Below are 24,098 nucleotides of genomic sequence, written 5' to 3'. Positions count from 1 at the left end.
TGAAACATTTATGCAACACCACCTGTTATGTTTTTGTGTAGGAACTTAATTATAACAAGGTTTTGCATAAATGTTTTTTTGTTTTATTTTAATGGAAAATTATTGAAGTGTTTTTGCACTTTCATAGTATTAATATTATATACCATAAGCATATATACTTATATTCAAAATTCTATAACTTCCTTATAAATAAAATGCGAATAAATTTTATAAATAGTCGTATAATAATATCAAGAAAATCAACTTGGAGGTTATTCAATGGATACTAAACAAGAATTTTTAGGCGAAATAAGAAGCGAGTTAGATGATTTAGTTGTTGGAGCATTACATCTAGAAAAAGTATATATAAATGAAAAAGATGAAAGAGATAATAATGGTATAGAAGTGGAATGGCATGGTGGAGTACTAGATGGACATTATTATTTACTTGATAGTGAGTTATATACTGATAACGCTCACCAAAAAATAAGAGCTAAGTTAGATGTAATATCATCTAAAATAAATCAAGGAGCAAAAAAAGGTTTAATCCAAGATGAAGAAGATTTATGGACTTAACCTACTATAACTAGTATTCCTTATCTATATTTGCCCAAAATATAAATCTCCCAATAATTTTTAGGGAGATTCTATACCTTCTCATATAATAAATACTATTTTTCCAATACCAAAGAAAAAGGATATTCTTTATACGGTTTTGATTCAAATTTATATACTTTTTTATCCTTTGGATGAATAAATTCTATACTTGTAGCCCATAATGCTATTTGAGTATATCCTTTCATCTTAACAAATCTTTTATTGTATTTATTGTCTCCCCATAAAGGCATATTTGCATTTGAAAATTGAACACGTATTTGGTGATGTCTTCCTGTTTTAAGCTTTATTCTTACAAAACTCAAAACTCCATCTTCATCTGTATTAACTGTACCTATAACTTTATATTCTAAAATTGCTTCCTTAGCATTCTTATTTTCTTTAGAAACAACCTTTGACATATTAATTCTACCTATTTTTAAAAGATAGTCTTTCAATATTCCACTTTTATTCTCTGGTTCTCCACAAACTACAGCATAATACTCTTTTTTAAAGCTTTTATCTCTCATTTGCTCTGATAAGTGTGCATTAGCTTCTTTTGTTTTTGCAAATATCATCAATCCTCCAACAGGTCTATCTAACCTATGAACTAATCCTATATAAGGATTTCTAGCTTGAGGATACGCAACCTTCAAATGCTCTTTTATCATAGAAAGCATGTCCATATCATTTGTTTTATCCTGTTGAGAAGGTACTTTAGGTGGTTTTTCTGCTACTATAATATAACTATCTTCATAAACTATGTTCAATTTCATAATATTTTTCTCCTCTTTAATATCGTTATTTTAGAACTTGAATTTAAACACCATTTCTTAACCTAACCACTTTATCATCTTTTACTTTGCTAGCTACATACAAGTTCACTAAAGAAAGTGACGCTGCTAAGAAAAAAATATATTGAGGCCCCCATAAACTCCATATAATCCCGCCTAAGTAAGCACACATGATTGAAACTATATGATCTAAACTAAGACCTAAAGATAATGTAGGCGTAATATCAGAAGTTTTTACAGCTATAGAACGCAAATAAATTGTTCTTATCATACCCATTTGAGTAGACATTTTATCAAATATAAAAATCATATAAGCTAAAAATAAAGGAATACCAATAGTGGCTAATTTTCCTGTTGCAAATCCAGAACTTAATAATCCATAAACCAAATAAACAACAATAAAAGATAGCGCATCTGCATAAAGTAACTTCTTAATTCCAAATTTATCAATCCATCTACCAACAGCAGGAATAAAAAACACACCTATACAGGAACCAATAATACTTAAAATTGCTAAAGTATCGGCTCTTTTATTTAATAGTTCAATAAGAACCCACGGGCCATAAACAATCATTATCTGTTTTTGCACTCCCCACATAACCACTAAAATATAATAATACTTATATTCTTTTCTAAAAATAAAATTTGCTTTTTTATTACTTTTTATTGGTTGTTCAATTAGCTTTTCCAAAATAAAAAATAAAATAAATACAATTCCTAAAATACATGCTGATATAACAAAGATCCACTTAATCTTACTTGTAAAACTAAAAAAACCAAATCTAAACCCAATAAAAACCATCATACTCGCTAATACAGTAAAACTAGTTGCTACACCTTTATATTGCCCTACTTTCTTGCCTACATTATCATCCTTAATCAATGACATCCCTATACTATCTTGTATTGGCATAAACATGTGCATTCCTAGTGAATTGATAAAAATAAAAACTAGCATAATTGTAAAAGGAGGAGTAAAAAATCCTAATGTTGCTATACCTATTATGCTTAATAATTGTGCCAACATAGCAATACGTATATCTGAAAATAATGATAATGAAGCAACCATCAATATAACCAGTACCCCTGGTAATTCCCTTGGAAATTCTATAAGACCTCGTTGATATGCTGTAATATTATAAGCATCTTTAAAATAGTTAGAAATCACATCATTACTAAGACCTAATCCAAGAGCCGTAAATGCAATGATTAAATAATAAATTAATTGAACTTTACTTATATTTTTAAGTTTTTTTAACATTTTATACTATCCTCTCTTTTTATATTTTTGTGTCATATAAACTACGCTTTACAGCAATATTCTTTCTCCCAAATAGTATAATCTTTGTAAATACAAAAGTAAACTATTATTAAATCATCAATATGCTAATTTTAGCATATATGAACTTAAGGCTGAATCTGTATTAATACACATATGCTTTTCTTTTATTGATTATGTCCTGATTTACTTATTATACTAAAAATAACAGGGGTATAGTTTTTTTTAATAATAAGAGATTTTAAAGGGGGATAATTAATATGGAAGAAAAAAATTATTCAATTGATACTGCAACACAAGAACTTATTAAAAAGGCTAAAGTAGATAATGTTGAGACTATTTGGGACAGAAAAGATGCCATGAAGACACCTTGTGGCTTTGGTGAAAAGGGGCTTTGTTGTAGAATATGTGCTATGGGACCTTGTAGAATAAGTCCTGTAGAAGGAAAAGGTGCACAAAAAGGTATTTGTGGAGCAACGGCAGATGTTATAGTAGCTAGAAATTTAGCTAGAATGGTAGTTGGTGGAACAGCGACCCATTCTGATCATGGAAGAGACATAGCACATATTTTACATATGGCAAGTCCAAATGGAAACTATAAAATAACAAATAAAGATAAACTTTTGAATCTATCCAAAGAATGGGGAGTAAAAACAGAAAATAGAGATATATATGATATAGCTCATGAAGTTGCAGAAATTGCATTGAATGAGTTCGGAAAACCATTTGGAACTTTAAGATTTTTAGAAAGAGCTCCTGAACAAAGAAAAAAAGTATGGAAAGATAATGATATAAGAACTGGCGCTATAGACAAAGAAATAGCAACTATAATGCATTCAACTCATATAGGATGTTGTGCTGATGCACAAAGTTTAATTCATAAAAGTATGAAAGCTTCACTTGCCGACGGTTGGGGAGGTTCTATGATAGGTACAGAGTTTAGTGATATTTTATTTGGAATACCAGTACCAAGAGAAACAGAAGCAAATCTAGGAGTTTTAGAAAAAGATCAAGTAAATATAATAGTACATGGGCATGAACCTTCTTTGTCTGAAATGATGGTCTTAGCAGTAGAGGATCCTCAACTTTTAGAACTAGCAAATGAAGTCGGTGCAAAAGGAATAAATTTAACTGGAATGTGTTGTACCTCTAATGAAGTTACAATGAGACATGGTGTAAGAATAGCAGGAAATTTAAGTCAACAAGAACTTGCTGTATTAACAGGAGCAGTAGAAGCTGTAATAGTTGATGTTCAATGTATATTTCCATCACTTGCACCACTTACAAAATGTTATCATACTAAATTTATAACTACATCCCCAAAAGCCAAAATTACAGGAGCAGTTCATATAGAATTCAAAGAAGAAAAAGCATTAACGTCAGCTAAAGAAATAGTTAAAGAAGCCATTTTGAATTTTAAAAATAGAGAAAAAGAAAAAGTATTCATACCTAAAACTAAATCTCATGCAACAGTTGGATATAGTGTAGAAGCTATAATAAGTCAACTAGATAAGGTAGTCAATTCTGAAACAGACCAAACTGGAACATTAAAGCCTCTTGCTGATTGCATTACTTCAGGTGTTATAAGAGGAGCAGCAGGAGTTGTTGGATGTAATAATCCAAAAGTCAAACATGATTATGGTCATGTAAATCTCATGAGAGAACTAATCAAAAATGATGTCATAGTTGTAACTACAGGTTGTGCAGCTCAAGCTGCAGCAAAAGCTGGACTTATGAGTAAAGAAGCAAAAAAACTTGCTGGTAAAGGTCTTGCACAAGTATGCGAACTAGTAGATATTCCTCCAGTACTTCATATGGGATCATGCGTTGATATAAGCCGAATACTTATATTAGTATCAGAACTAGCTAAGTTATTAGATTTGGATATAAGTGATTTACCAGTGGTTGGAGCTGCTCCAGAATGGATGTCAGAAAAAGCCATCGCAATAGGAACTTATATAGTTACATCTGGTATAGATACATGGCTTGGGGTAGCACCTCCTATAACAGGTAGTAAAGATGTTGTTGATATATTAACTAATAAAGCAGAAGATATAGTAGGAGCTAAATTTCACGTTGAACCTGATCCATATAAAGCAGCACAGCAAATGATTGAAAGAATAGAAGAAAAACGTAAAGCGTTGGGAATATCTGTTGAAACCGTAAAAGCTTAATGCTCTAAATTCAAAGTAAACCTAGTATTGAATCAGTAGAACTAGGTTTACTTTTTTTGATTTAAAAAATAATTATATATATCAAGCATGCCTTCTTTTATTTGTTTATTATCAGTTTTAGAAATACTTATTTTTATTAAATCAACCTCAGGTTTTTCTTCTAAATAACTTTCTCTAATATCTTTAATTATAATCCTATTTTTTTCTAATTTCGAAATAGTAGTATCATAATTAATAGGATTATTTGATTTTAGAGAAAGAAAAAAACCAGTATGAGGAATATTAGCTTTTAAAACTTTAGGATTAAAATCATTACAAATATTTTTTAAATATTCCATTCGTTCTTTGTATACCTTCATTAATCTCATTTTAGAGCGTTTAAACATTCCATTATTAATATAAATTTCTAAGGCTCCCTGAGGTAGAATCGAAGTATGAATATCTGTTAACTGCTTATATTTTAAAAATTTATGTACTAGAGTCTCTGGTAAAATTACCGCTGCAATTCTTAATCCAGGTAATAAAATTTTAGAAAATGTCTTTATATATATTACTCTATTGTTATTATCTAATGAATACATTGAATCATTTCTTAAATCTGTTTCTAAATCCACTAAATAATCATCTTCTAAAATATACACATCATATTTATTAGCTAACTTTAAAATTTCTTTTTTTTGATTAACTGAATAACTACTCCCAGTCGGATTATGAAATCTAGGAACTGTATAAAAAAATTTTATATCTTCTTCTTTAAATATTTTTTCTAAATCATCTAAGTTTACACCATCAAATTCTCTATTTATCCCAATAATCCTAGCAGAATGCAATTTTAAATTTTTAACCATTCTATCATATGTTGGGTTTTCTACTAAAATAGTATTTTTTTCATTAGGAAATTGCAAATTAATTAATATACTTGCTGCTTGTTGAGATCCTGATGTAACTACAATTTGAGATGATTTACAAAAAACTTGATAATCTTGAAGATATTTTCTAAGAGCCTCAATCAATGTAGGTAATCCCTGAGCATCTCCATAACAGAATAAATCTGCTTTATATTTAGCCATGGATTTGTCTAAACAGTGGTGAAATTCATCATAAGGAAGTATATTTATATCAGCAAGCACAGTTGAAAAATCTATCTCAGATTTTTCTTTTACATTCGTTGCCTGTTTTGAAACTAAATAATATCCGCTTTTAGGAACAGAGTATATATAATGTTCTTGTTCTAATTCTTTATATGCTCTAACAATAGTTAAGGTACTACATTGAAATTTATCTGCAAGCGATCTTACAGAAGGCAATTTTTCCCCTGTTTTTATTTTTTCTCTTTGAGTCAAATCTTTTATATAATCAATAATCTGAGTGTATTTATTCAAATTAACCCCCTACCCCTGTATATATTAATAAAAATATAGTTTTCTTCAATTTATTATTTCTTCTATATATAAAAAGGCAACTATAATCGAGAAAATTTTTCCTAAATCATAGCTACCTTTTACTTTTATTATTCAGCCATTTCTAAAGCAATTTTCATCATGTTTGTAAATGATTCTTGTCTTTCTTCAGATGTAGTTAATTCCTGAGTTACTAAATTATCTGAAACTGTTAACAAACAAGCTGCATTTTTCCCTAATACCTTTGCATTATGGAATAGAGCAAATGCTTCCATTTCTACTACAGTACATCCATGATTTTTATAAATTTCCTTATACTCCTCAAAACTTTCACGATAGAATACGTCAGACGAGTGAATTCTCTCTTTATGTACTTTAATTCCTAACTCCTCTGATATTTTTTCTAATTTACTATTTAGCTCAGAAGATGCTTCAATTACATCTTTGTCATATCCACCTTGGACTTTAGCATATGTAGATTCACTCCAAGCATCATTGGCTAATATTACATCATATAAATTCAAATCAGAAGTATAGGCCCCACATGAACCAATACGGATAATATTCTCCACTCCATAAAAGTTAAATAATTCATATGAATAAATACCAATGCTAGGCATACCCATACCACTAGCCATTACAGAAATTTTACGTCCTTTATATGTTCCTGTATATCCAAATACATTACGTACATTATTAAATTTTTCAACATTTTCTAAAAATGTATCAGCAATAAATTTTGCACGCAATGGATCTCCTGGCATTAATACTGTTTTTGCAATAGTCCCTTTTTCTTTCACTTCAATATGTGCTGTTGGTATCATATTAAAACCTCCTTAATTGTAATATCTATATTTAAAATATAAATTTGCTTAATAATTTTATTAATCTATTTAGTATACTTATTAGCTTACCCAAAATTATAACAAAATTACAAATTTAAAAAAATGACATGTATATAATAACACTTTCAATTTATATGTCTATTAAGATTATACTATAAATATATTTTTTTGCATTAAAAACACATCTAAGTTCAATAATTGTTTTTAATTATATACTGTTACAGCTTAAATCTCACCCACAATTTGAAAATCATATAATTCCTTAAGCATATCGAGTAGCTAGAAAATAGGATAATTAGTCCTATTTTCTTTGCTCTCACAGAACCGGACTTACGTTTGCCGTATCCGGCTCCTGAAATTTCTTACCGAACTAATAATAGTTCGACAACAACCCAACTTCGTATTTTGTTAAATCAATGAGATTAAGGTCTTCAAATACTTTATTAGGAATTAACATGTGTACAATATGGACATTAGAATTTTTCCACTTTGTAACTGCCATCTTTTCTCCATTTCCTTTGATTCCTTGTTTTCTCATTTCTTTATGCATAGCTTTATATGATTTCCATTGTCTTAACTTAATCATCCTCAACCTTCTTCTTATCCAACTCATCAAGTCTCTTATAAGTGATTTAATATTAGCTACCCTATAATAGTTTATCCATCCTCTTAGTACTGGGTTAAGGTCTTTGATAATATCTTCTAATTTTCTACCTATTCCTCTTACAGTTTTCTTTCGAATTTTGTCTTTGAATCTTTTAATTCTTTTGGGATTTACCACTAGGTATTTCTCACAGATGATAAATCCTAAAAATCCGACTCCGTCGTATACACTTGTAAGTTTTGTCTTTTCTTTATTGACTATGAGCTTTAATTCTTCCTCAAGTATCTTTGTCGCATAGGCTTTATAGTTCCCTGCTGTATTTTTGTCTTTTGCAAAGACAAGAATATCATCAGCATAACGTACTATTCTAATTCCTTTACTCATCATCTTTTGGTCGAACTTATTTAGATAGATATTACTAAGTAATGGCGAAATGACCCCGCCCTGTGGACTTCCAACTTCTGTCTTTGTAAAATTATCGCTATTCATTACACCTGACTTCAAAAACTTCTTAATCAAATCTAATACGCGTCCATCACTTATCTTTTCAGTGATTGCTCTCATCATGATTTCATGGTCTAGAGTATCAAAACATTTACTCAAATCCATATCTACCACATGCGTTAATCTATATTTATTCATAAATCGTTCTGCTTTTGCTACCGCTTGATGCTGTGAACGTTTAGGGCGATAGGCATAGCTTGATGGGTGAAATGTTACATCAAAGATTGGTTCTATTACATTTACAATAGCTTGCTGTATCACCCTATCTTTTACCGTAGGAATCCCTAGTAATCTTACTCCACCATCTGGCTTTTCGATTTCTGTTCTTCTTACTGGACTGGGTTCATACGTGTTGGTTTTCAGTCTTTCATGAAGAAACTCTATATTTAGTTCTAATGCTAACGCAAAATCAGAAACAGTTTCCCCATCTATTCCAGGAGCTCCATTATTTCTCTTTACACGTTTAAATGCTAGTTCTAAATTTTCTTTTCGATAAATTTTGTCGATAAGGCTGTACCATTTCTTCATGCTTTTCCTCCTTTGTTGCTGCATATTCCTTTATCTCCGATTTAAGCTATACGTTGTTCATTAAGGTCACTTGACGTCTCTAGCTCTTTGGCAATCTTATCTTCATTTCCCTAATTACTTCATATCTATGTCGTCGATATAACCAGCAAATTCTTTTATGCCAGTTATTCGTACCTTCCAGCTTCTCAGCTTTCTTTTAACATCTTCACTCTTTTCTTAGATAGTTTCCTATACACTTTGAAATTTCTTCCACCCTTCGCATCTGAGATAGGATTTTGCCCTAAAACAGTCATATCAACCATATGATATGTCACCTATATTTTCTCCTCCGGACTATTACTAGCTTTCATAGGTATAAGTTTAATCACTACTATGGTTTCATCTGCATACTGCACTCTCATTTTATCTCTTGCTTTCGCTTGTAGATAAAACTTACAGCTTCGAATACAGTACTTCCAAGGTTAAGTTGCTCCGCCTGTTATTGAAACGACCATCAAAGCACATATAGCTAAGCTAATTCTTAGGACGTCCCTACTTTTTGAAAGGTTATCCGCTACATATGCCAACACTGGTTCACTTTCGTTCCGTTCCAACAACCGCCATCGGCTTCCTTCAGACCCTTTTGTCACCAAAAACGCCCTTGCTTACAGCTTGTCTTCCCATTAGCTAGGTGACAGGTTTTCTTTCAAACCATCGGCTCGGCAACATGCCTCGCAAACAAAAAAGCAACCTTATTTAAGTAAGGCTGCAAAGAAATTTGAATTAAATAAATATCAACCTCATAACAATCTTTAAGCTCTATAATATTGAGCTAATTAAATAGAAAATACTTTCTTTAAAATAAACCAAAGTTATAAGCTCACTTGCAACTATTATCATTGGATATACATACGCAGTTTTTAATAAAGATAATCCAGTTAAACTCTTAATATAGCTATACAGTAACTTGTATTGAGTAATCTTTGCTATTGCAAATAATATCATACTAATTTGTACTGATACAGTTGATACAACTATTCCTAAAGATATATAAACAATAGGTACAATATAAGATATATTTATTGAAACTATTAAATTTTTAAAGTCTACTTTTTTATCACATAATAGATTTGTTAAAGCTATAAAACTTATTATCATCAAACTCTCAATAAATATAGCCTTTGATCCAATCACAAATATATTTGTCCAATTTGATAAATTCAATAAGCTCATCTCTTTTAATAAATCAAAATTTCCTGTTAATCTATATATATTGTTTATGATATTATTAGAAGGAAGATTAGCTAAGAAGGCCATATTCATCAAACTAAATACAATAGAACATAATCCTAAAATACCTATACTTTCCATTATACTAAACTGTGGAACTGATGATTTTATTTGACCCTTAATTCCCTTACCCAAACTATCAATTACCTCACTAACAAGATTTCTTCTTTTCCCATAAACGAATTCTCTTTTTTGCATATTTGACACCTCTTTTTTAAATTTAATGTTGGTACTTTCATATATTAGCACCTTTTTTTTAGTTTTACTAGCATTGTTATTTTTTTAATTCCATGTTTTTTTGATATTTTTTCTCCAAAAAAATATTTTGTATTTTTGCAAACCAAAAACACACTTTAACAAATTCAAAATACACTATTTTTTATGTTTATAATCATGATTAATTTTTAGAAACAACTTTATATTTTTTAAAGAGTTTTTAAATTTATGCTTGTTTTTGTTAATTTTTTTTCAATGTTTTAGTTAAACTATATTTAAGAATTTAAACATATACATATATTAAATAAATTTATATAAAGAGGTGATTAAAATGGATTCTCCGTTAATAATTATAGACCCTGGTCATGGAGAGGTTGACTGCGGTTGTTCTTATGGGGATATTTACGAAAAAAACATTGTACTTAATATAAGCTTATATCAACTTAAAAGATTTGAAGAACTTGGAATTAAAGCTGTTATAACTAGATACTCTGATACATACCTTAATCCAGATGAAAGAACTAAACTAGTTACAGACTCTAAGTCAGTTTATTGCATAAGCAATCATATAAATGCTGGTGGTGGAAATGGATGTGAAGTTATTCATTCTATATATAATGATGGAAAATTAGCTTATGAAATATTCAATAAACTATTGGAAGCTGGTCTATATCCTAGAAGAATTTATTCAAAAGAAAGCACTCAATATCCTGAGCAAGATTATTATTTTATGCACAGAAATACAGGTTCTTGTATAACTAATATAGTTGAATACTGCTTTATAGATAACAAAGATGACCGAGAAAAGCTACTTAAGAACTGGAAGCTATATGCCGAGCAAGTTGTAAAAGCGTTTTGTAAATATATAAATCATCCACATGCAAATAATACAAATCATGATTTTTATTAAGTTCACGTAATAAAAGGGTATCTAACATACTCCTTTATTGAAAAAAGAATCCTAAAATTAGGATTCTTTTTTCAATAATTATGTGCTTGTTCAACATCATTTTTAACTTCTTCAAGTGATGCTCATATTAGTCTATTAGATTCTTTAACTACTATCTTTTTAACATATTAGCTATTTCCTCATTTTCCATAATTTCATTTATATCATTAACTTTAAATTCATTTAATATCTTAACTACATTTTTATTATCAAAAGGAGTCATTATCAAAGAATCTTCACCAAACTCATTCACTAATGCCGTAGCTTTAGCCACGTCTATATTAGTTCTAGGTCCCCCAACGCATCCACCAACACAACCCATACCCTCTACAAAGTTATAATCTATGTTTTCATTACTAGATAAATCACTTAGTATTTTATTACAAGCTTTAGCTCCATGTACTTTTTTTGCTTTTAACTTTATAAGCCTCTTAGGATTTAATCTGTTAACCACACTTTTAACAGAAAAACTGACTCCTCCTGTTCTTGCATACACTCGTCCAGCAAACGATGCTTGATCCTTTTCATCCTTTGCGAGTTCGCTTAAATTTATATTAAGAGTATCAAACACCTCTTTAAGTTCTCTAAAAGTAAGTACAAAATCAATATCGCCTTTTAACTCTTCTTCCTTAGCTTCAGCTTTTTTCGCTATGCAAGGACTTATAAACACTACCTTTGAACCCTCATATAATTTCTTTAAAAATCTTCCAGATGCAATCATTGGAGATATAGAAGGCGGCATATGTTCAAATAACTCAGGATATTTCTTCTCAACTAGTTTAAACCACACCGGACAGCAACAACTAGTCAAATAAAAATCTTGTTCATCTTTAACAAGTTCAATAAATTCAAAAGCCTCTTTTATAGTCAATATGTCAGCAAACAATGCAACCTCTATCATATCTTCAAACCCCATAAGCTTTAAAGCAGTTCTAATTTGACCCATAGTTGCATCTCCAAATTGACCTGTTATTGACGGTGCAACAGTTGCATATACCTTAGTGTTTTTATCTTTTAACATGTCGATTAAAGGAACAAACTCTATCTTATCTGCTAGAGCACCAAAATCGCATGCCTTAACACAGTCCCCACAATTTAAACATTTATTATTCTCAATTATAGGCCCCTTTGTTCTTTGGTATATGTGAGCTTCATATTTGCAAGTATCTTCACAGTTACAATCCTTTTCACAATAATCGCAAACTCCATCTATTTTAGTAACTATAGGAGTATCTACCTTTTTATATTCTTTTATGGTTTTAATCTCATTTGCAAATTTTTCGTTACTACTCGTATCAAGTCCCATGGCTACTCTTATATGATTTTTAATAAAGTTCATATCTTTATCTCCAAATCCATACTTTTCTTTAATATCATAAGCTAAATTTTCTAAATCTTTCTCATCCTTTAATTTATCATTCCAATATCTATTTACAATCTCTGAAAATATATACATTCTCTTTTCTTGAAAATTTTCAAATTTTTCATTCAAATTAATCACCTCTAATATATATTATTAAGGATATCATTACCAAAGTAAGTATCTTATATGTATATACAAAAAAATAGGATAGATCAATTTCTGATCTATCCTTGTGGAATAATTAAATAACTTTACTAAAGAGGACTGCCAAGTTCATCTTGGCTAGCTTATTAAGTTAATACCCCTTGATTATTATTTTAAAACATATTTTTTTTATATTCTTTCTCATGGTCTAATAGCCATTTTTTCCGATCAAGTCCACCTGCATATCCTGTCAGTTTTTTATTCGAGCCTATAACTCTATGACACGGTACTATTATACTTATAGGATTTTTAGAATTTGTCATTCCTACTGCTCTTACTGCTTTTTCATTTCCAATTCTAATAGCCACATCCTTGTAACTTTTTGTTTCTCCATATTCTATATTATTAAGTTCATTCCAAACTTTCTTTTGAAAGTCTGTTCCTTTTAACTCTATTTTCAGATCAAATCCTTTTCTTTCTCCTTCAAAATATTCATTTAACTGAGTTATAGCATCTTTTAAAATTTGAGGTCTATAATGCGAATCTTTTTCTTCTTCCCTTACATGAGAAATTTCTAAAATAGAATCTTCACTGCTTACAATTTTTAGCACACCCATTGGAGATTTTAAATATGCATAATACAAGTTTATCACCCCTTAGCCCTTTATCTATAAACTATTATACCAAATAAAAACTAGGTTTGAAAATTCAAACCTAGTTTTTGGGGGATTTGTAAGATATTTTGATTAGGGGTTTCAAAATATACTTAATAGAACTTATTATAGTTTAATATATATATACCTGATTTTTTATATCTTAAACACTGATTTTATATTTTATCAATCATTCATGAATAATAACTTTATATTTTTTTCATCTGCTATTTTTTCTATATCTTCTAAAAACTGATTATAATTTTCAAAACTTCTTATAGATATATATACCTTATCCTCATTTTGAGAATTATTATTCAAAAACCTTATTTTCATGCCATATTTAGTAAATCTCGTTCCCATGTATACTTCTCCAATTTGGAAAGATTCTACGTTTTCCCACGCAATTGTTATATTAGGACTTTTTCTGTGTAATGAATATATCTTAATCCCATAATCGTCAATTATCATATTTATATTTTTAATTGTAATATCATAGACAAATACTATAAATATTGCTATATAAAATAGGTACCCTAAACTGAATGTTTGCGAACTATCATATACTGAATATCCTATTGAAGATTCGCCAATTTTTACAATAGAATTTTTATAAAACAAATATATATCCTTAATAGTAACAATAGTGGTTGCTATTATTATAAGTGACAGTGAAAACAATATGATTTTTTTCTTTTTATCAGAAATTTTATACTCTTTATACAAATAAATTCCCCCAATTTAAAATTTAATTTCAAATTTGCTAGGCTTAATTTCTACCTCAAGTCCTTCAACTTCAAGTACTTCTCCCGTAATTTTATTAATTATACTATTATTGTCTATTATCAAATTTTTCTTTAAATCTCCCCACGCTAAATCTTCTTTTACTTTTATATATTCTTCATATCCTTCAAGTGATTTCATATTTTCAATTATTTTTTCTTTATCAATTTTAAAATCACATTTATCTTTTTTAATTACTATCTTCCCAGAAGGTAGAGAATACGTTTTTTGAGTCTTAGTCTCTTTCATTTTGACATTTTCAATATACTCCTTTAATTTAGCTTCAAAAAAGCTTGTTTCATTTTCCATCTTGTTTCTTTCTTTTTCTAAAGCTGATTGTATATCCTTTATCTTATTTAAAGCTACTCTTTCAAATCTTTCATATTCTTCTCTTGTTTCTTTTATTTTATCTAGTGCCCAATCAGCAGTATTATCATTATCTATCTTCCATGTCTCTTTTTCTTCTTCCTCTACATTTAAAAATAACTCTGATAATCTAAAATTTTCATCCATATTTATTTGCTCCTTTATTAAAATTTTTTGAACTTTGCAACTATAACTGCAAATTCTAACTTTTTATCTTCTACCTTTTTAATTTGATGGAAATCTATTTTATCTACCCCAAGTATAAATTAACTATATAATATATTACCATATGAAATAAGGCATTATGTTTTTTATAGATAATAATTCTAAATTATTATCTCAATTCTAGTTTACACAATCCTCCTTTCGGTAAAAAATATATATTATGTAATTATTTTACATATTTTCTATTGACAAATATTGTTTATAAGCGTAAACTATACTTAAAATTTACATTTGTAAACAATAAATTATAAAGGAGGTTTTTAAATGAATAATATCCCTCAGATTTCGGAATCAGAATTAGAAATCATGAAGCTTTTATGGAAAAAATCTCCTTTATCCTCTAATGAAATTATTTCTTTATTATCAGATAAAAATATAAGCTGGTCTAATCAAACCATAAAAACTTTTATAAATAGGCTTCTCAAAAAACGAGCTCTGAGATTTGAAAAGTTAGGTAGAAATTATCTTTATTATCCATTAGTTTCTTATGACGAATATATAAAGACAGAAAATAATTCTTTTATTCAAAGAGTTTATGATGGAGCTATAGAAATGCTTTTTTCAAAGTTTTTAGAAGAAAAAAATTTATCTAAAAAAGAAATTGAGAATCTTCAAAAAATTTTAGAAGAGAAAAAAATAGTTAAAAAATAGCAAATCTACAAAAAGGAGAATTATATATGACTGCATTAGAAATAGTTTTTTTATGGGTTTTATATTCTTCATTAACATCTACAGTTATAATCCTGCTTGTTATTTCCATTAAAAAAATTTTTAAAAATCAGATTAGTTATAAACTTCATCATGCTTTATGGGTTCTAGTATTAGTAAAACTTCTATTCCCTTTTTCTCTTCAAAGTAATTTGAGTTTGTTCAATTTTTTGCCTGAAAATGATATTCATGTTGCAGCATATAATAACCTATATAATATAGAAACAAACGTAATAAAAAATGTAACAAAACCTAAATTAGTTAGTATACAAAATCAAACTATAAATGAAAATAATTTTTTAGAACAAAAATTAATAGAAGAAAAAAAATATAACTTTCTTCAAAAACTTACTATAAAAAAAGTTTTAAAATTTTCTTCTTATATATGGTTGTTTGTGTTTTTATTACTATCTTTACTTGTTATTATATCTGCCTTGAATTTCACAAAAAAAATAAAAACTTTTGATAAAATAAATAATCCTCAAACAATACAAGTATTTAATACTTTAAAGAAACATTTAAAATTAAAAAAAGATATTTCATTATGTTATAGTAACAGTATAAAAAGCCCTTTTATATTTGGATTTTTTAAACCTAAAATATGTATTTCTAAAGATATTTTAAACATTATCGACCATAATGAACTCTACTATATACTTTTGCATGAATTGATTCACTATAAAAGAAAAGATTTATTGTACAATTTATTAGAAATGATAAGTGTAATACTTCATTGGTTTAATCCTATCGTCTGGTTTGCAATAAAAAAAATGAGATTTGATAGAGAATTAGCTTGTGATTATGGAGTTCTTGAAGCCATAGAACAAAATGAATCAACCCAATATGGTATGACAATTATAAAATTATCTAGTATCATTTCCAATAATATTTCAAAAAAAATACTACCTATATACTTTTATGAAAATAACACTCAAATCGAAAGGAGAATTATAATGATAAAATCATTCAAGAAAGATTCTTATAAAATATCTATTTTAAGTATTATAGTATTTATGCTATTTGGTTTTGCCACACTCACTAATGCTCAAATAAATGCGCCCGAAAGTCAATCTACTGATTTTTACTTGGATACACCTTATAATAAACATTTCATCACATTAGATAGAGCACTTGATTTTATTGACTTTGATTTTAAAGTTCCTGATACTGTACTAAAAAATTATACTTTTGATTCGATTACTTTAAATAAAGATGAAGCAAAGATAAAATTTTTTGTTAGAGATGTTGTTGATACTTCTGGTTTTACTTTAACAGTTTCTAAAAAAGAACTTATGCTTAATGCAAAGAAAAACCGCTATCAATCTTATAAAGACGCTAATAACAAAACAATCAATAAAGAGTCTATTATAGAACCAATGACTATCTCTAATATTAACGGTACAAGTATAACTATTAAAAACACTTACGAATGGACAGAAAAAGATATAAAAGAATTAGAGAAAAAAAACACAGAGGATATTAAACATTTTCCTACTAAGGAATATATCAGTAAGTATTTTATATGGCAAGATGATGGTCTATGGTATAGTTTAGATTATTATTTCAAAAGTACTTCTTATTATGGAGACACTAGCATACACGAACTTTCTATGGATGATGCTAAAGTTATTTTATCATCTTTAAAGTATACTAAAGATTTAAAATATACTAACTATGAATCCGAATCATGGAAAGATCATTTGTCTATATATGAATCTAAGGACTTAAAGCATGCTGAAAAAATAATTGGATTCACGCCAAAATTTCCATTACAATTACCAGAGAATTTTATTCCAACCTCTTCACGCACACGTTGTCTTATATATTCAGAAACTGAACCATGGGTTGAAATTATAACAACATTCCAAAAAGAAAGTGATTCTAAATTAGAAATAGAATTTAGTCAATCAAAAGGTAATTATAGATATGAGTTTTTAAGTGAAAATGGATATGATAGGGATACAGAAATCAAAGCAAATACTATAACGATAGCCGATACTAAGGTTTTCAAGTTCAAAGAAAATTCTAATACTGAAACACAAGAATACTATTTATGGAAAAAAGGAGATATTTTCTACAATGCTAAATTTATTGGAAAAATAGACAATATTCAAGAAATATTAAAAACATTAATTAATGAACCTCCTTATTTTGATTAATATAGAAAAGCTATAATGTTCTAGCATTCATTTGCTAGAGTATTATAGCTTTTTTTATACATAGCGCGTAGCGACTAGACGAATTTTTTATAGTTACTTATTTATTATCTGTTTTAAAAATCTTTTAGTTCTTTCATGGTTAGGATTATTAAATATTTCATCAGGATGACCTTCTTCTATTACGTTTCCATTATCCATAAATATAACTCTATTTGCAACTTCTTTTGCAAATCCCATTTCATGAGTAACTATAATCATAGTCATATCTTTTTGAGCTAAATTTCTAATAACATTTAATACTTCTCCCACAAGTTCAGGGTCAAGTGCTGATGTTGGTTCATCAAATAATATAACTTTAGGATTTAATGCCATGGCTCTAGCAATACCTACTCTTTGTTGCTGGCCTCCTGATAATGTAGATGGATAGTTGTTCATTTTATCAAAAAGTCCAACTTGAGTTAATATATCCGTGCCTAAAGCATCGGCATCTTCTTTGCTCAAATTTTTATTTACTATTAAAGATTGAGTAACATTTTCAAGTGCTGTTTTATTTTTGAATAAATTATAATTTTGAAAAACCATTGCAGTTGATTTTCTTAAATTATTTATATCTTTTTTAGATGAATTAGCTGCGTCTATAGTTATATCATCAACATTTATTATTCCACTATCTGGTTTTTCTAAATAGTTTATGCATCTTAGAAATGTTGATTTACCTGATCCAGAAGGTCCTATAATAACTACGACCTCTCCTTTTTTAACATTTAAATCTATCCCTTTTAAAACATGTGTACTATCAAATTTTTTATGAATTTTTTTTATATTTATCATTTCTTCACTCCTAATATGCCTTAGACATATTTCTTTCTAATTTATCTATTATATAAGTAAATAAAATTGTAATTATCCAATATATTATTCCTACAGCCAAATAATTTTCAAAAAATCTATAACTAGCTGCGGAACCCATCTTAGCTGCTGCAAGCATCTCAGAAACTCCCAATACAAATGCTAATGAAGTTTCCTTCATTAAACTTATAAAGGTATTTCCTAAAGATGGTATAGCAATTCTTGCAGCTTGAGGAAGAACTATCTTTGTCATTCCTTGAAAGTATGTCATTCCAACTGATAAAGCAGCTTCCATCTGACCTTTATCTACAGAGTTAATAGCGGCCCTAATAATTTCTGACATATAAGCTGCACTATTAATACTTAAAGTTACAAAAGCTGCTGTATATGCATTTATTCCACCTAATGAAGGAATAACCTGTGGAAGTCCATAATAAAATATGAATAATTGTACCAATAGTGGCGTTCCTCTAAAAAAAGAAACATATATATTAGATAAAGGATACAATATTTTTATTTTATATGTTCTAATCAATGCTATACTAGTTCCTAGCACTAATCCAATAACTATTGATATCAATGCTAGGCTTAATGTAATAGGTAAAAATTTAATAAATTCTGGAAACCTACCAATAAAATACTCTACAGAAAAATTAACATTCATTCAATCCACCATCTTCTATTCTTTAGTAATGTCTATTTCAAACCACTTTTTAGATATTTTCTCTAAAGTTCCATCAGTTCTCATATCTTCAATTGCTTTACTTACTTTTTGTACTAATTCTTTGTTTTCTTCACTATTAACAAATGGGAATGCATTCTCTATTTTACTTATAGGTTCCCCACCTAATTGAATATCTAGTCCTGATTTTTGAACATTAGTCATAGCTGCTAACTTATCGTTTAAAACTGCATCAATTCTTCCAAGTGCTACATCTTGAAGTGAACCTAAAAAATCTTCATAAGTAACGACTTCAATGTCGTTATTCACATCAAATTCTTTTATAATTTGTTCATAATTGGACCCAAGACTTACACCTACTTTTTTACCTTTTAAATCCTCCAATGATTTAACATCTTCATTACCCTTTTTAACTATTAATTGAGCTCCACTATATACATATGGTGTTGGGAATATATATTTTTCTTTTCTTTGCTCTGTTATAGTTATTTGATTTGCTATTGTATCGATTTTTTTAATATCAAGCATTCCAAATAATCCACTAAATTCAGATGTTGCATATTCTACTTCATAACCTATTCTACTACCAATTTCATTCCATACATCTATTTCAAAACCATCTAATTCTCCTTTATCATTTTTAAATGTATAAGGATGATATCCTCCAGATGTTCCAATTTTTATTACATTTTTATCTGTTTCATCTACAGTTTTTGAAGAACAACCTACAACCCCTACTAATAAAATAAATATTGTTAATGCTAATATAATTCCTTTTTTCTTTAATTTCATTTTGAATCCTCCCTTAAATTTATGTTCTTATCAAATTGATAATATCATTCTAACATTATCAATTTGATAATGCAAGATGTTTTTTATTTTTTCAACAAAAAAGCTATCAAACCATGTATTACACAGCTTAATAGCTTTTTTAATGTATAAATTATCCATTTTTTCAGTTTCATTTTGATAAATTCATGTGGAATTTTTTATTTTATGTAATTAACTACATCTTTATTTCTCTTTGGTACATTTTACTTTTTATCTAATGCTTTATATCCTAATGCTACCGTATAGTGTAGTTCATAACCATCAGGAATATTAAGCTTTCTAATTTTATCTTATTGCGCTAAATAAAATTTACTAAGAGCTACCCAGCATGATGCAATACCTACTTTTACATAATTCAATTAAAAAGCAACATAAGTCCGACCGAACATCGAAGTTATGCTGCTTAAAATTTTACTGTCTACTTAACAGAATCTTTTTTTATAAAAAACTATAATTAATTATTAGTAACTGTTTCATCTGTAACTGTTTCATCTGTAACTGTTTCATCCGTAACCGCTTCATCAGTAACTGTTTCATCTGTAACTGTTTCATCTGTAACTGTTTCATCTGTAACTGTTTCATCCGTAACTGCTTCATCTGTAACCGTTTCATCTGTAACTGTTTCGTCCGTAACAGTTTCATCAGTAACTACTTCATCAGTAACCGTTTCATCTGTATCTATTTCATTATCTTGATCTTCGTCAATTTCAATTGTTTCGGTTTCCTCGTCCCAATCTACTTTTAAACCTAAGCTTTCAGCAATAAATCTTAATGGTACAATAGTTCTATTATTCATTGTTTCGGCAGGAACATCTAGCTTAGTTTCAACTCCATCTATGTACGCTATATCACTTCCTAATTGAAGCACTATTTCTTTTCCATCCTTTGTTATCGTAACCTTTTTATCTTCTTGATTCCAGTTTACATCTGCTCCTAATCCTTCTGATATAGCTCTTACAGGAATTAATGTTCTACCCTCTTTAATAACAGGTGGTGTATCAAATTTAATATTCATTTTTTTAGATATTACATTGTCAACAGGTAACGTTTTAATTCCAGGATATTTATTATTAATTTCTTTTACTGTTTCTTGTATTTTCTCAAGTTCCTCTTGAGAATAAGCTTTTTTTGCCTCTTTTTTAAGTTCTTGTATTTGTTTTTTTATTTCATTTCTTTTTTTATTACCAATTTGCTTAGTTTCTACTTTTTCAGTATCGCCCTTATTTTCTTCTGTATTTGTATTATCTATTGTAGATTCATTGCTTTGTATTTGTTTATCCTCTGCAATCTTATTTTCCTTTAATTTAAAATCCTCTCTTTGCTTGTTATCTGTACTCTTTGAATCATTAGATCTACTATTTTGAGTTTTTCCCTTGCTACTTGATGATTTTGAATCTTTATTTCCTTTTGCAAAAGATGCTATAGGTGCTACAAGTATTAATGTAAGCACTAGAATTGCAGATACTATTTTTTTGACTTTTTTCATCTTGATCCCTCCCTGGAGTTTAAATTTATTTGCTTAGTTTAATATTATTACATTTTTCTCAATTTTTAAATAGTTCAGTATTACTATATATTTATCTAGTATAATTATTTTACTTATTTACAAAAAAAATAGAATCCCTTTTTGAATAAGAAATTCTACTTTTATTAGTTATATTATTTTTTATGCCTCTTCATCGTAAGAGCCTGATCTTTTATGTGAAAGCTTAGATCTTTTTGTAAGTCTTTTGTTATTTGGATCGATTTTTTTACTATCTACAATTCCAATATCACTTCCTTGTTCTGAATACATCTTTCTAAGCTCTGAATTTGATTTTCCACGTGTTTTCATAAGGTTTTTATTGTTATTCATTTGAGCATCCTCCTTATTTTATTTATATTTCTTTATTAATTTAACCAATGGATAGAAAGATATATTGGAAATTATTGAAAACTTCTTATATTTTTGAAAAAAAGTTTATATATTTTTTATTATAAACTTTTTAATTTTAATTAAAGTAAAGTGTATAAGTCCTTATATCTTCATATTCTTCTGATTCAACATCAATTTCCCATCTATTTGAAAACTTTCTTGACTTCAATTTTGTATTGCTACTTCTTGGTATAAATTCTATAGTTTTTCCTTGTACTTCATTTCTATCTAGATAATATTCATGTATATCGGGATTAAAATTATATATAGATACTCCATCTATTCTTATAGATTGCAATGATAACATTGCTTCTTTTCTAAAACCTTTATATTTTGTGTTAGCTAAAGGATAAAGAGTTTTATTCCAAGAATGAGATTTGTTCATAAATTCATCTGTAACATTAAAATACTCATAACTTACTTCATTTATTTTATCAGATATATCTGCATATGAAGGATCATTCCAAGTTGTATCTAAGTGATACCATTTTCCTTCTATAAAAACCATGTTCCATGCATGATTGCCTCCAGTTACTAATTTATTTTCTATACCAACTTTATCTAACATTAACTTTGCTAAATGAGAATACCCTGAACAAACAGTCTCTCCTTCAAATAAAGCTGTATATGCATTTATTTTTTCATTACTTTTATCATACTCTATATTTGTTACAATCCAGTCATTTATAGCTTTTTCTTTCTCAAAATCAGACATAGTAGAATCGGTTATCTTAGATATAATTGAATCTACTTTATCTTGTACTTTAGAATATTCTTCTTTTGTCAAATTGTATTGAAATGTTATTTTTACTGTTGATTTATAAAGATAAGTGGTTGTATTAGTTTCATAATTACTCACTAATAATGTATATTCTCCATTTTCATCAAGCAGTTTTTTTACTAATTCACTGACTTTTTGTATTATATTAGAACTGTCCCCTTTATAAGTGAAATTCACTTCATTATTTAAATTTTCTATTGCAAACTTTATATCATCTTCAGCTTCATCTAAGTTTGTGTAGACAGAATTTTTATTAACAGGTTCCATTTTTTCTAGGTTCTCTTCGATTATATTATTAACCGAACTACACCCTATTAATAAAGTCAACATTAAACATATAATTATTTGTATTATTATCTTCATAATTTAATCTCCCTTATATTTTAAATCATACATTTTTTATTATATATAACAAAAACCTCAAGAACATAAATCTTGAGGTTTTTAATTGGCTGGGGATGCTGGACTCGAACCAACGCATGCAGGAATCAAAATCCTGAGCCTTACCGACTTGGCGAATCCCCAACATTATAAAATTATTAAATATTACTTGTCCTACGTATTTACACATAAATAATACTATATTTTTATACATAAGTCAATACTTTTTTATATCATTCTGATATTTTATCCTCTCTTGTGCGAAAATCATTTTGCTAAATCAGTATAATCTTATGTATTTATTTTTCATTGATACCGTAAATACCCCAAATATATATCCAATTAAACTTAATATACAGTAAATCCAATTAAATTAGATGAGTGCCTTACCGTTAAGAAATGAGGTTTTTGTTTAGCTTTAAAAAACAGAAAAATCATTCTATTATCTTTATTTTTGTTCCTTATCCCCTCTAACACAAATGAATACAACGTTTTTCCTTATTTAATTTTTACTTTTCATAGGCTCATTGATTTTAAAATCTTAAAATTTTGAAACTCGCTATCGCTCAAACAGTCAAAATTTCTTAACAGATTTTAAAATCAATTTCACCTTGAAAACTTTAAAATTAAATAATAAGAAAAACTTGTGTATTCACTTTGTATTAGAGGGGGCTTTATAATTATTTAAAGTTTAGAATTCTAATTTTAAAAAACAAAAATATTCTTACTAAATGTATGCTTATGGAAATTGTATAATTTTAATGTCTTACATATACAAAACAATAACTATACTTGTCTCTAAATCCATTCAAGAAAATATTCATTATCTAAATTTTTATAATCTTTTCTATAAAAATCTTCACAGTTCATAACATTTTCTTTCTTATCTTTTATAGAATACTTCTTGCGTTTTCCATTTTCTATAACTATTATATCTGCGGTAAACATATTAGTTATACCAGCCTTACCGAAAATAATTTTTTCAGCTTCATCTATGGATATATAATTTAAAGTGTGTAAACTTCCAAAAAAATGGTGATAATGTGAGATATAATATAATTATTACTTGAAAGGAAGGTGCACACTTTTTATGTTAAATAAAAGTGAGATATTAAGAGAATTA

Annotated in this window: 23 protein-coding genes and 1 tRNA gene; 5 read left to right on the top strand and 19 right to left on the bottom strand. The window is 28.0% G+C overall.

The window, feature by feature from the left end:
• The first annotated feature begins 258 nt into the window (after window positions 1-258).
• Entirely contained in the window at window positions 259-555 is a 297-nt protein-coding gene (locus Tmeso_RS15010) for a hypothetical protein (protein ID WP_099192661.1), read from the top strand.
• Between the two features lie 95 nt (window positions 556-650).
• Here the strand turns inward: Tmeso_RS15010 and Tmeso_RS15005 are convergent, their stop codons facing one another.
• Entirely contained in the window at window positions 651-1,349 is a 699-nt protein-coding gene (locus Tmeso_RS15005) for an RluA family pseudouridine synthase (protein ID WP_099192659.1), read from the bottom strand.
• Between the two features lie 43 nt (window positions 1,350-1,392).
• The gene (locus Tmeso_RS15000; protein WP_099192657.1) at window positions 1,393-2,628 is read right to left on the bottom strand and encodes an MFS transporter; all 1,236 of its coding nucleotides are present in this window, start codon (window positions 2,626-2,628) and stop codon (window positions 1,393-1,395) included.
• A gap of 278 nt (window positions 2,629-2,906) precedes the next feature.
• Here Tmeso_RS15000 and cooS point away from each other — a divergent pair, with 278 nt between their 5' ends.
• A complete protein-coding gene (cooS, locus tag Tmeso_RS14995) occupies window positions 2,907-4,820 on the top strand; it encodes an anaerobic carbon-monoxide dehydrogenase catalytic subunit (protein WP_099192655.1) in 1,914 nt (637 codons plus the stop codon).
• Window positions 4,821-4,867: 47 nt separating this feature from the next.
• On the opposite strand, the gene Tmeso_RS14990 is transcribed toward cooS, so the two are convergent.
• From Tmeso_RS14990 to Tmeso_RS14975, 5 genes are all read right to left on the bottom strand, one after another.
• Window positions 4,868-6,202 carry an aminotransferase-like domain-containing protein gene (locus Tmeso_RS14990; protein WP_099192653.1) on the bottom strand — a complete coding sequence of 445 codons (1,335 nt, stop codon included), beginning with the start codon at window positions 6,200-6,202 and terminating at the stop codon, window positions 4,868-4,870.
• 128 nt (window positions 6,203-6,330) lie between these two features.
• Window positions 6,331-7,044: a purine-nucleoside phosphorylase gene (gene deoD / locus Tmeso_RS14985; protein ID WP_099192651.1), complete on the bottom strand. Its 714-nt coding sequence runs from the start codon at window positions 7,042-7,044 to the stop codon at window positions 6,331-6,333.
• A gap of 391 nt (window positions 7,045-7,435) precedes the next feature.
• The gene (gene ltrA, locus Tmeso_RS14980; RefSeq protein WP_099192649.1) at window positions 7,436-8,701 is read right to left on the bottom strand and encodes a group II intron reverse transcriptase/maturase; all 1,266 of its coding nucleotides are present in this window, start codon (window positions 8,699-8,701) and stop codon (window positions 7,436-7,438) included.
• A gap of 185 nt (window positions 8,702-8,886) precedes the next feature.
• Window positions 8,887-9,015: a hypothetical protein gene (locus tag Tmeso_RS17020; protein WP_278281502.1), complete on the bottom strand. Its 129-nt coding sequence runs from the start codon at window positions 9,013-9,015 to the stop codon at window positions 8,887-8,889.
• Window positions 9,016-9,499: 484 nt separating this feature from the next.
• Complete coding sequence (locus tag Tmeso_RS14975; RefSeq protein ID WP_099192647.1) at window positions 9,500-10,168, bottom strand: hypothetical protein; 669 nt, start codon at window positions 10,166-10,168, stop codon at window positions 9,500-9,502.
• Between the two features lie 349 nt (window positions 10,169-10,517).
• Between Tmeso_RS14975 and Tmeso_RS14970 the strand changes: the two genes are divergently transcribed.
• On the top strand, window positions 10,518-11,096 hold the full coding sequence (locus tag Tmeso_RS14970; protein ID WP_099192645.1) for an N-acetylmuramoyl-L-alanine amidase family protein: 579 nt from the start codon (window positions 10,518-10,520) through the stop codon (window positions 11,094-11,096).
• Window positions 11,097-11,247: 151 nt separating this feature from the next.
• Here Tmeso_RS14970 and Tmeso_RS14965 read toward each other — a convergent pair whose 3' ends face one another.
• The 4 genes from Tmeso_RS14965 to Tmeso_RS14950 all read right to left on the bottom strand — a co-directional run bounded on the left by Tmeso_RS14965 (window position 11,248) and on the right by Tmeso_RS14950 (window position 14,591).
• The gene (locus Tmeso_RS14965) at window positions 11,248-12,627 is read right to left on the bottom strand and encodes a [Fe-Fe] hydrogenase large subunit C-terminal domain-containing protein (protein ID WP_099192643.1); all 1,380 of its coding nucleotides are present in this window, start codon (window positions 12,625-12,627) and stop codon (window positions 11,248-11,250) included.
• Between the two features lie 188 nt (window positions 12,628-12,815).
• On the bottom strand, window positions 12,816-13,286 hold the full coding sequence (locus Tmeso_RS14960) for a methylated-DNA--[protein]-cysteine S-methyltransferase (protein WP_330400372.1): 471 nt from the start codon (window positions 13,284-13,286) through the stop codon (window positions 12,816-12,818).
• A gap of 195 nt (window positions 13,287-13,481) precedes the next feature.
• Window positions 13,482-14,021 carry a hypothetical protein gene (locus tag Tmeso_RS14955; RefSeq protein WP_099192639.1) on the bottom strand — a complete coding sequence of 180 codons (540 nt, stop codon included), beginning with the start codon at window positions 14,019-14,021 and terminating at the stop codon, window positions 13,482-13,484.
• Window positions 14,022-14,036: 15 nt separating this feature from the next.
• Window positions 14,037-14,591, bottom strand: a complete 555-nt coding sequence (locus Tmeso_RS14950) for a host-nuclease inhibitor Gam family protein (RefSeq protein ID WP_099192637.1) — start codon at window positions 14,589-14,591, stop codon at window positions 14,037-14,039.
• A 342-nt stretch (window positions 14,592-14,933) separates the two neighbouring features.
• Here Tmeso_RS14950 and Tmeso_RS14945 point away from each other — a divergent pair, with 342 nt between their 5' ends.
• A complete protein-coding gene (locus Tmeso_RS14945; protein ID WP_099192635.1) occupies window positions 14,934-15,320 on the top strand; it encodes a BlaI/MecI/CopY family transcriptional regulator in 387 nt (128 codons plus the stop codon).
• 26 nt (window positions 15,321-15,346) lie between these two features.
• Window positions 15,347-17,536: a M56 family metallopeptidase gene (locus tag Tmeso_RS14940; protein WP_099192633.1), complete on the top strand. Its 2,190-nt coding sequence runs from the start codon at window positions 15,347-15,349 to the stop codon at window positions 17,534-17,536.
• A 93-nt stretch (window positions 17,537-17,629) separates the two neighbouring features.
• Here Tmeso_RS14940 and Tmeso_RS14935 read toward each other — a convergent pair whose 3' ends face one another.
• From Tmeso_RS14935 to Tmeso_RS14900, 8 genes are all read right to left on the bottom strand, one after another.
• Window positions 17,630-18,367 carry an amino acid ABC transporter ATP-binding protein gene (locus Tmeso_RS14935; RefSeq protein WP_099192631.1) on the bottom strand — a complete coding sequence of 246 codons (738 nt, stop codon included), beginning with the start codon at window positions 18,365-18,367 and terminating at the stop codon, window positions 17,630-17,632.
• Between the two features lie 10 nt (window positions 18,368-18,377).
• Window positions 18,378-19,049, bottom strand: coding sequence for an amino acid ABC transporter permease (locus Tmeso_RS14930; RefSeq protein ID WP_099192629.1), 672 nt, complete (start codon window positions 19,047-19,049; stop codon window positions 18,378-18,380).
• 15 nt (window positions 19,050-19,064) lie between these two features.
• Entirely contained in the window at window positions 19,065-19,859 is a 795-nt protein-coding gene (locus Tmeso_RS14925) for an amino acid ABC transporter substrate-binding protein (RefSeq protein ID WP_099192627.1), read from the bottom strand.
• A gap of 493 nt (window positions 19,860-20,352) precedes the next feature.
• A complete protein-coding gene (locus tag Tmeso_RS14920) occupies window positions 20,353-21,384 on the bottom strand; it encodes a copper amine oxidase N-terminal domain-containing protein (protein ID WP_099192625.1) in 1,032 nt (343 codons plus the stop codon).
• A gap of 180 nt (window positions 21,385-21,564) precedes the next feature.
• Entirely contained in the window at window positions 21,565-21,753 is a 189-nt protein-coding gene (locus Tmeso_RS14915; protein WP_099192623.1) for a hypothetical protein, read from the bottom strand.
• 136 nt (window positions 21,754-21,889) lie between these two features.
• A complete protein-coding gene (locus tag Tmeso_RS14910) occupies window positions 21,890-22,957 on the bottom strand; it encodes a transglutaminase domain-containing protein (protein ID WP_099192621.1) in 1,068 nt (355 codons plus the stop codon).
• A gap of 86 nt (window positions 22,958-23,043) precedes the next feature.
• Window positions 23,044-23,119, bottom strand: a tRNA-Gln gene (locus Tmeso_RS14905).
• 654 nt (window positions 23,120-23,773) lie between these two features.
• Window positions 23,774-23,923, bottom strand: coding sequence for a hypothetical protein (locus tag Tmeso_RS14900; protein WP_242967952.1), 150 nt, complete (start codon window positions 23,921-23,923; stop codon window positions 23,774-23,776).
• Between the last annotated feature and the right edge of the window lie 175 nt (window positions 23,924-24,098).

Source organism: Tepidibacter mesophilus (assembly GCF_002724055.1).
Taxonomy (GTDB): Bacteria; Bacillota; Clostridia; order Peptostreptococcales; family Peptostreptococcaceae; genus Tepidibacter_A; species Tepidibacter_A mesophilus.
Note: the sequence above shows the minus strand (reverse complement) of the source record. Positions and strands in the feature narration are given on the sequence as shown.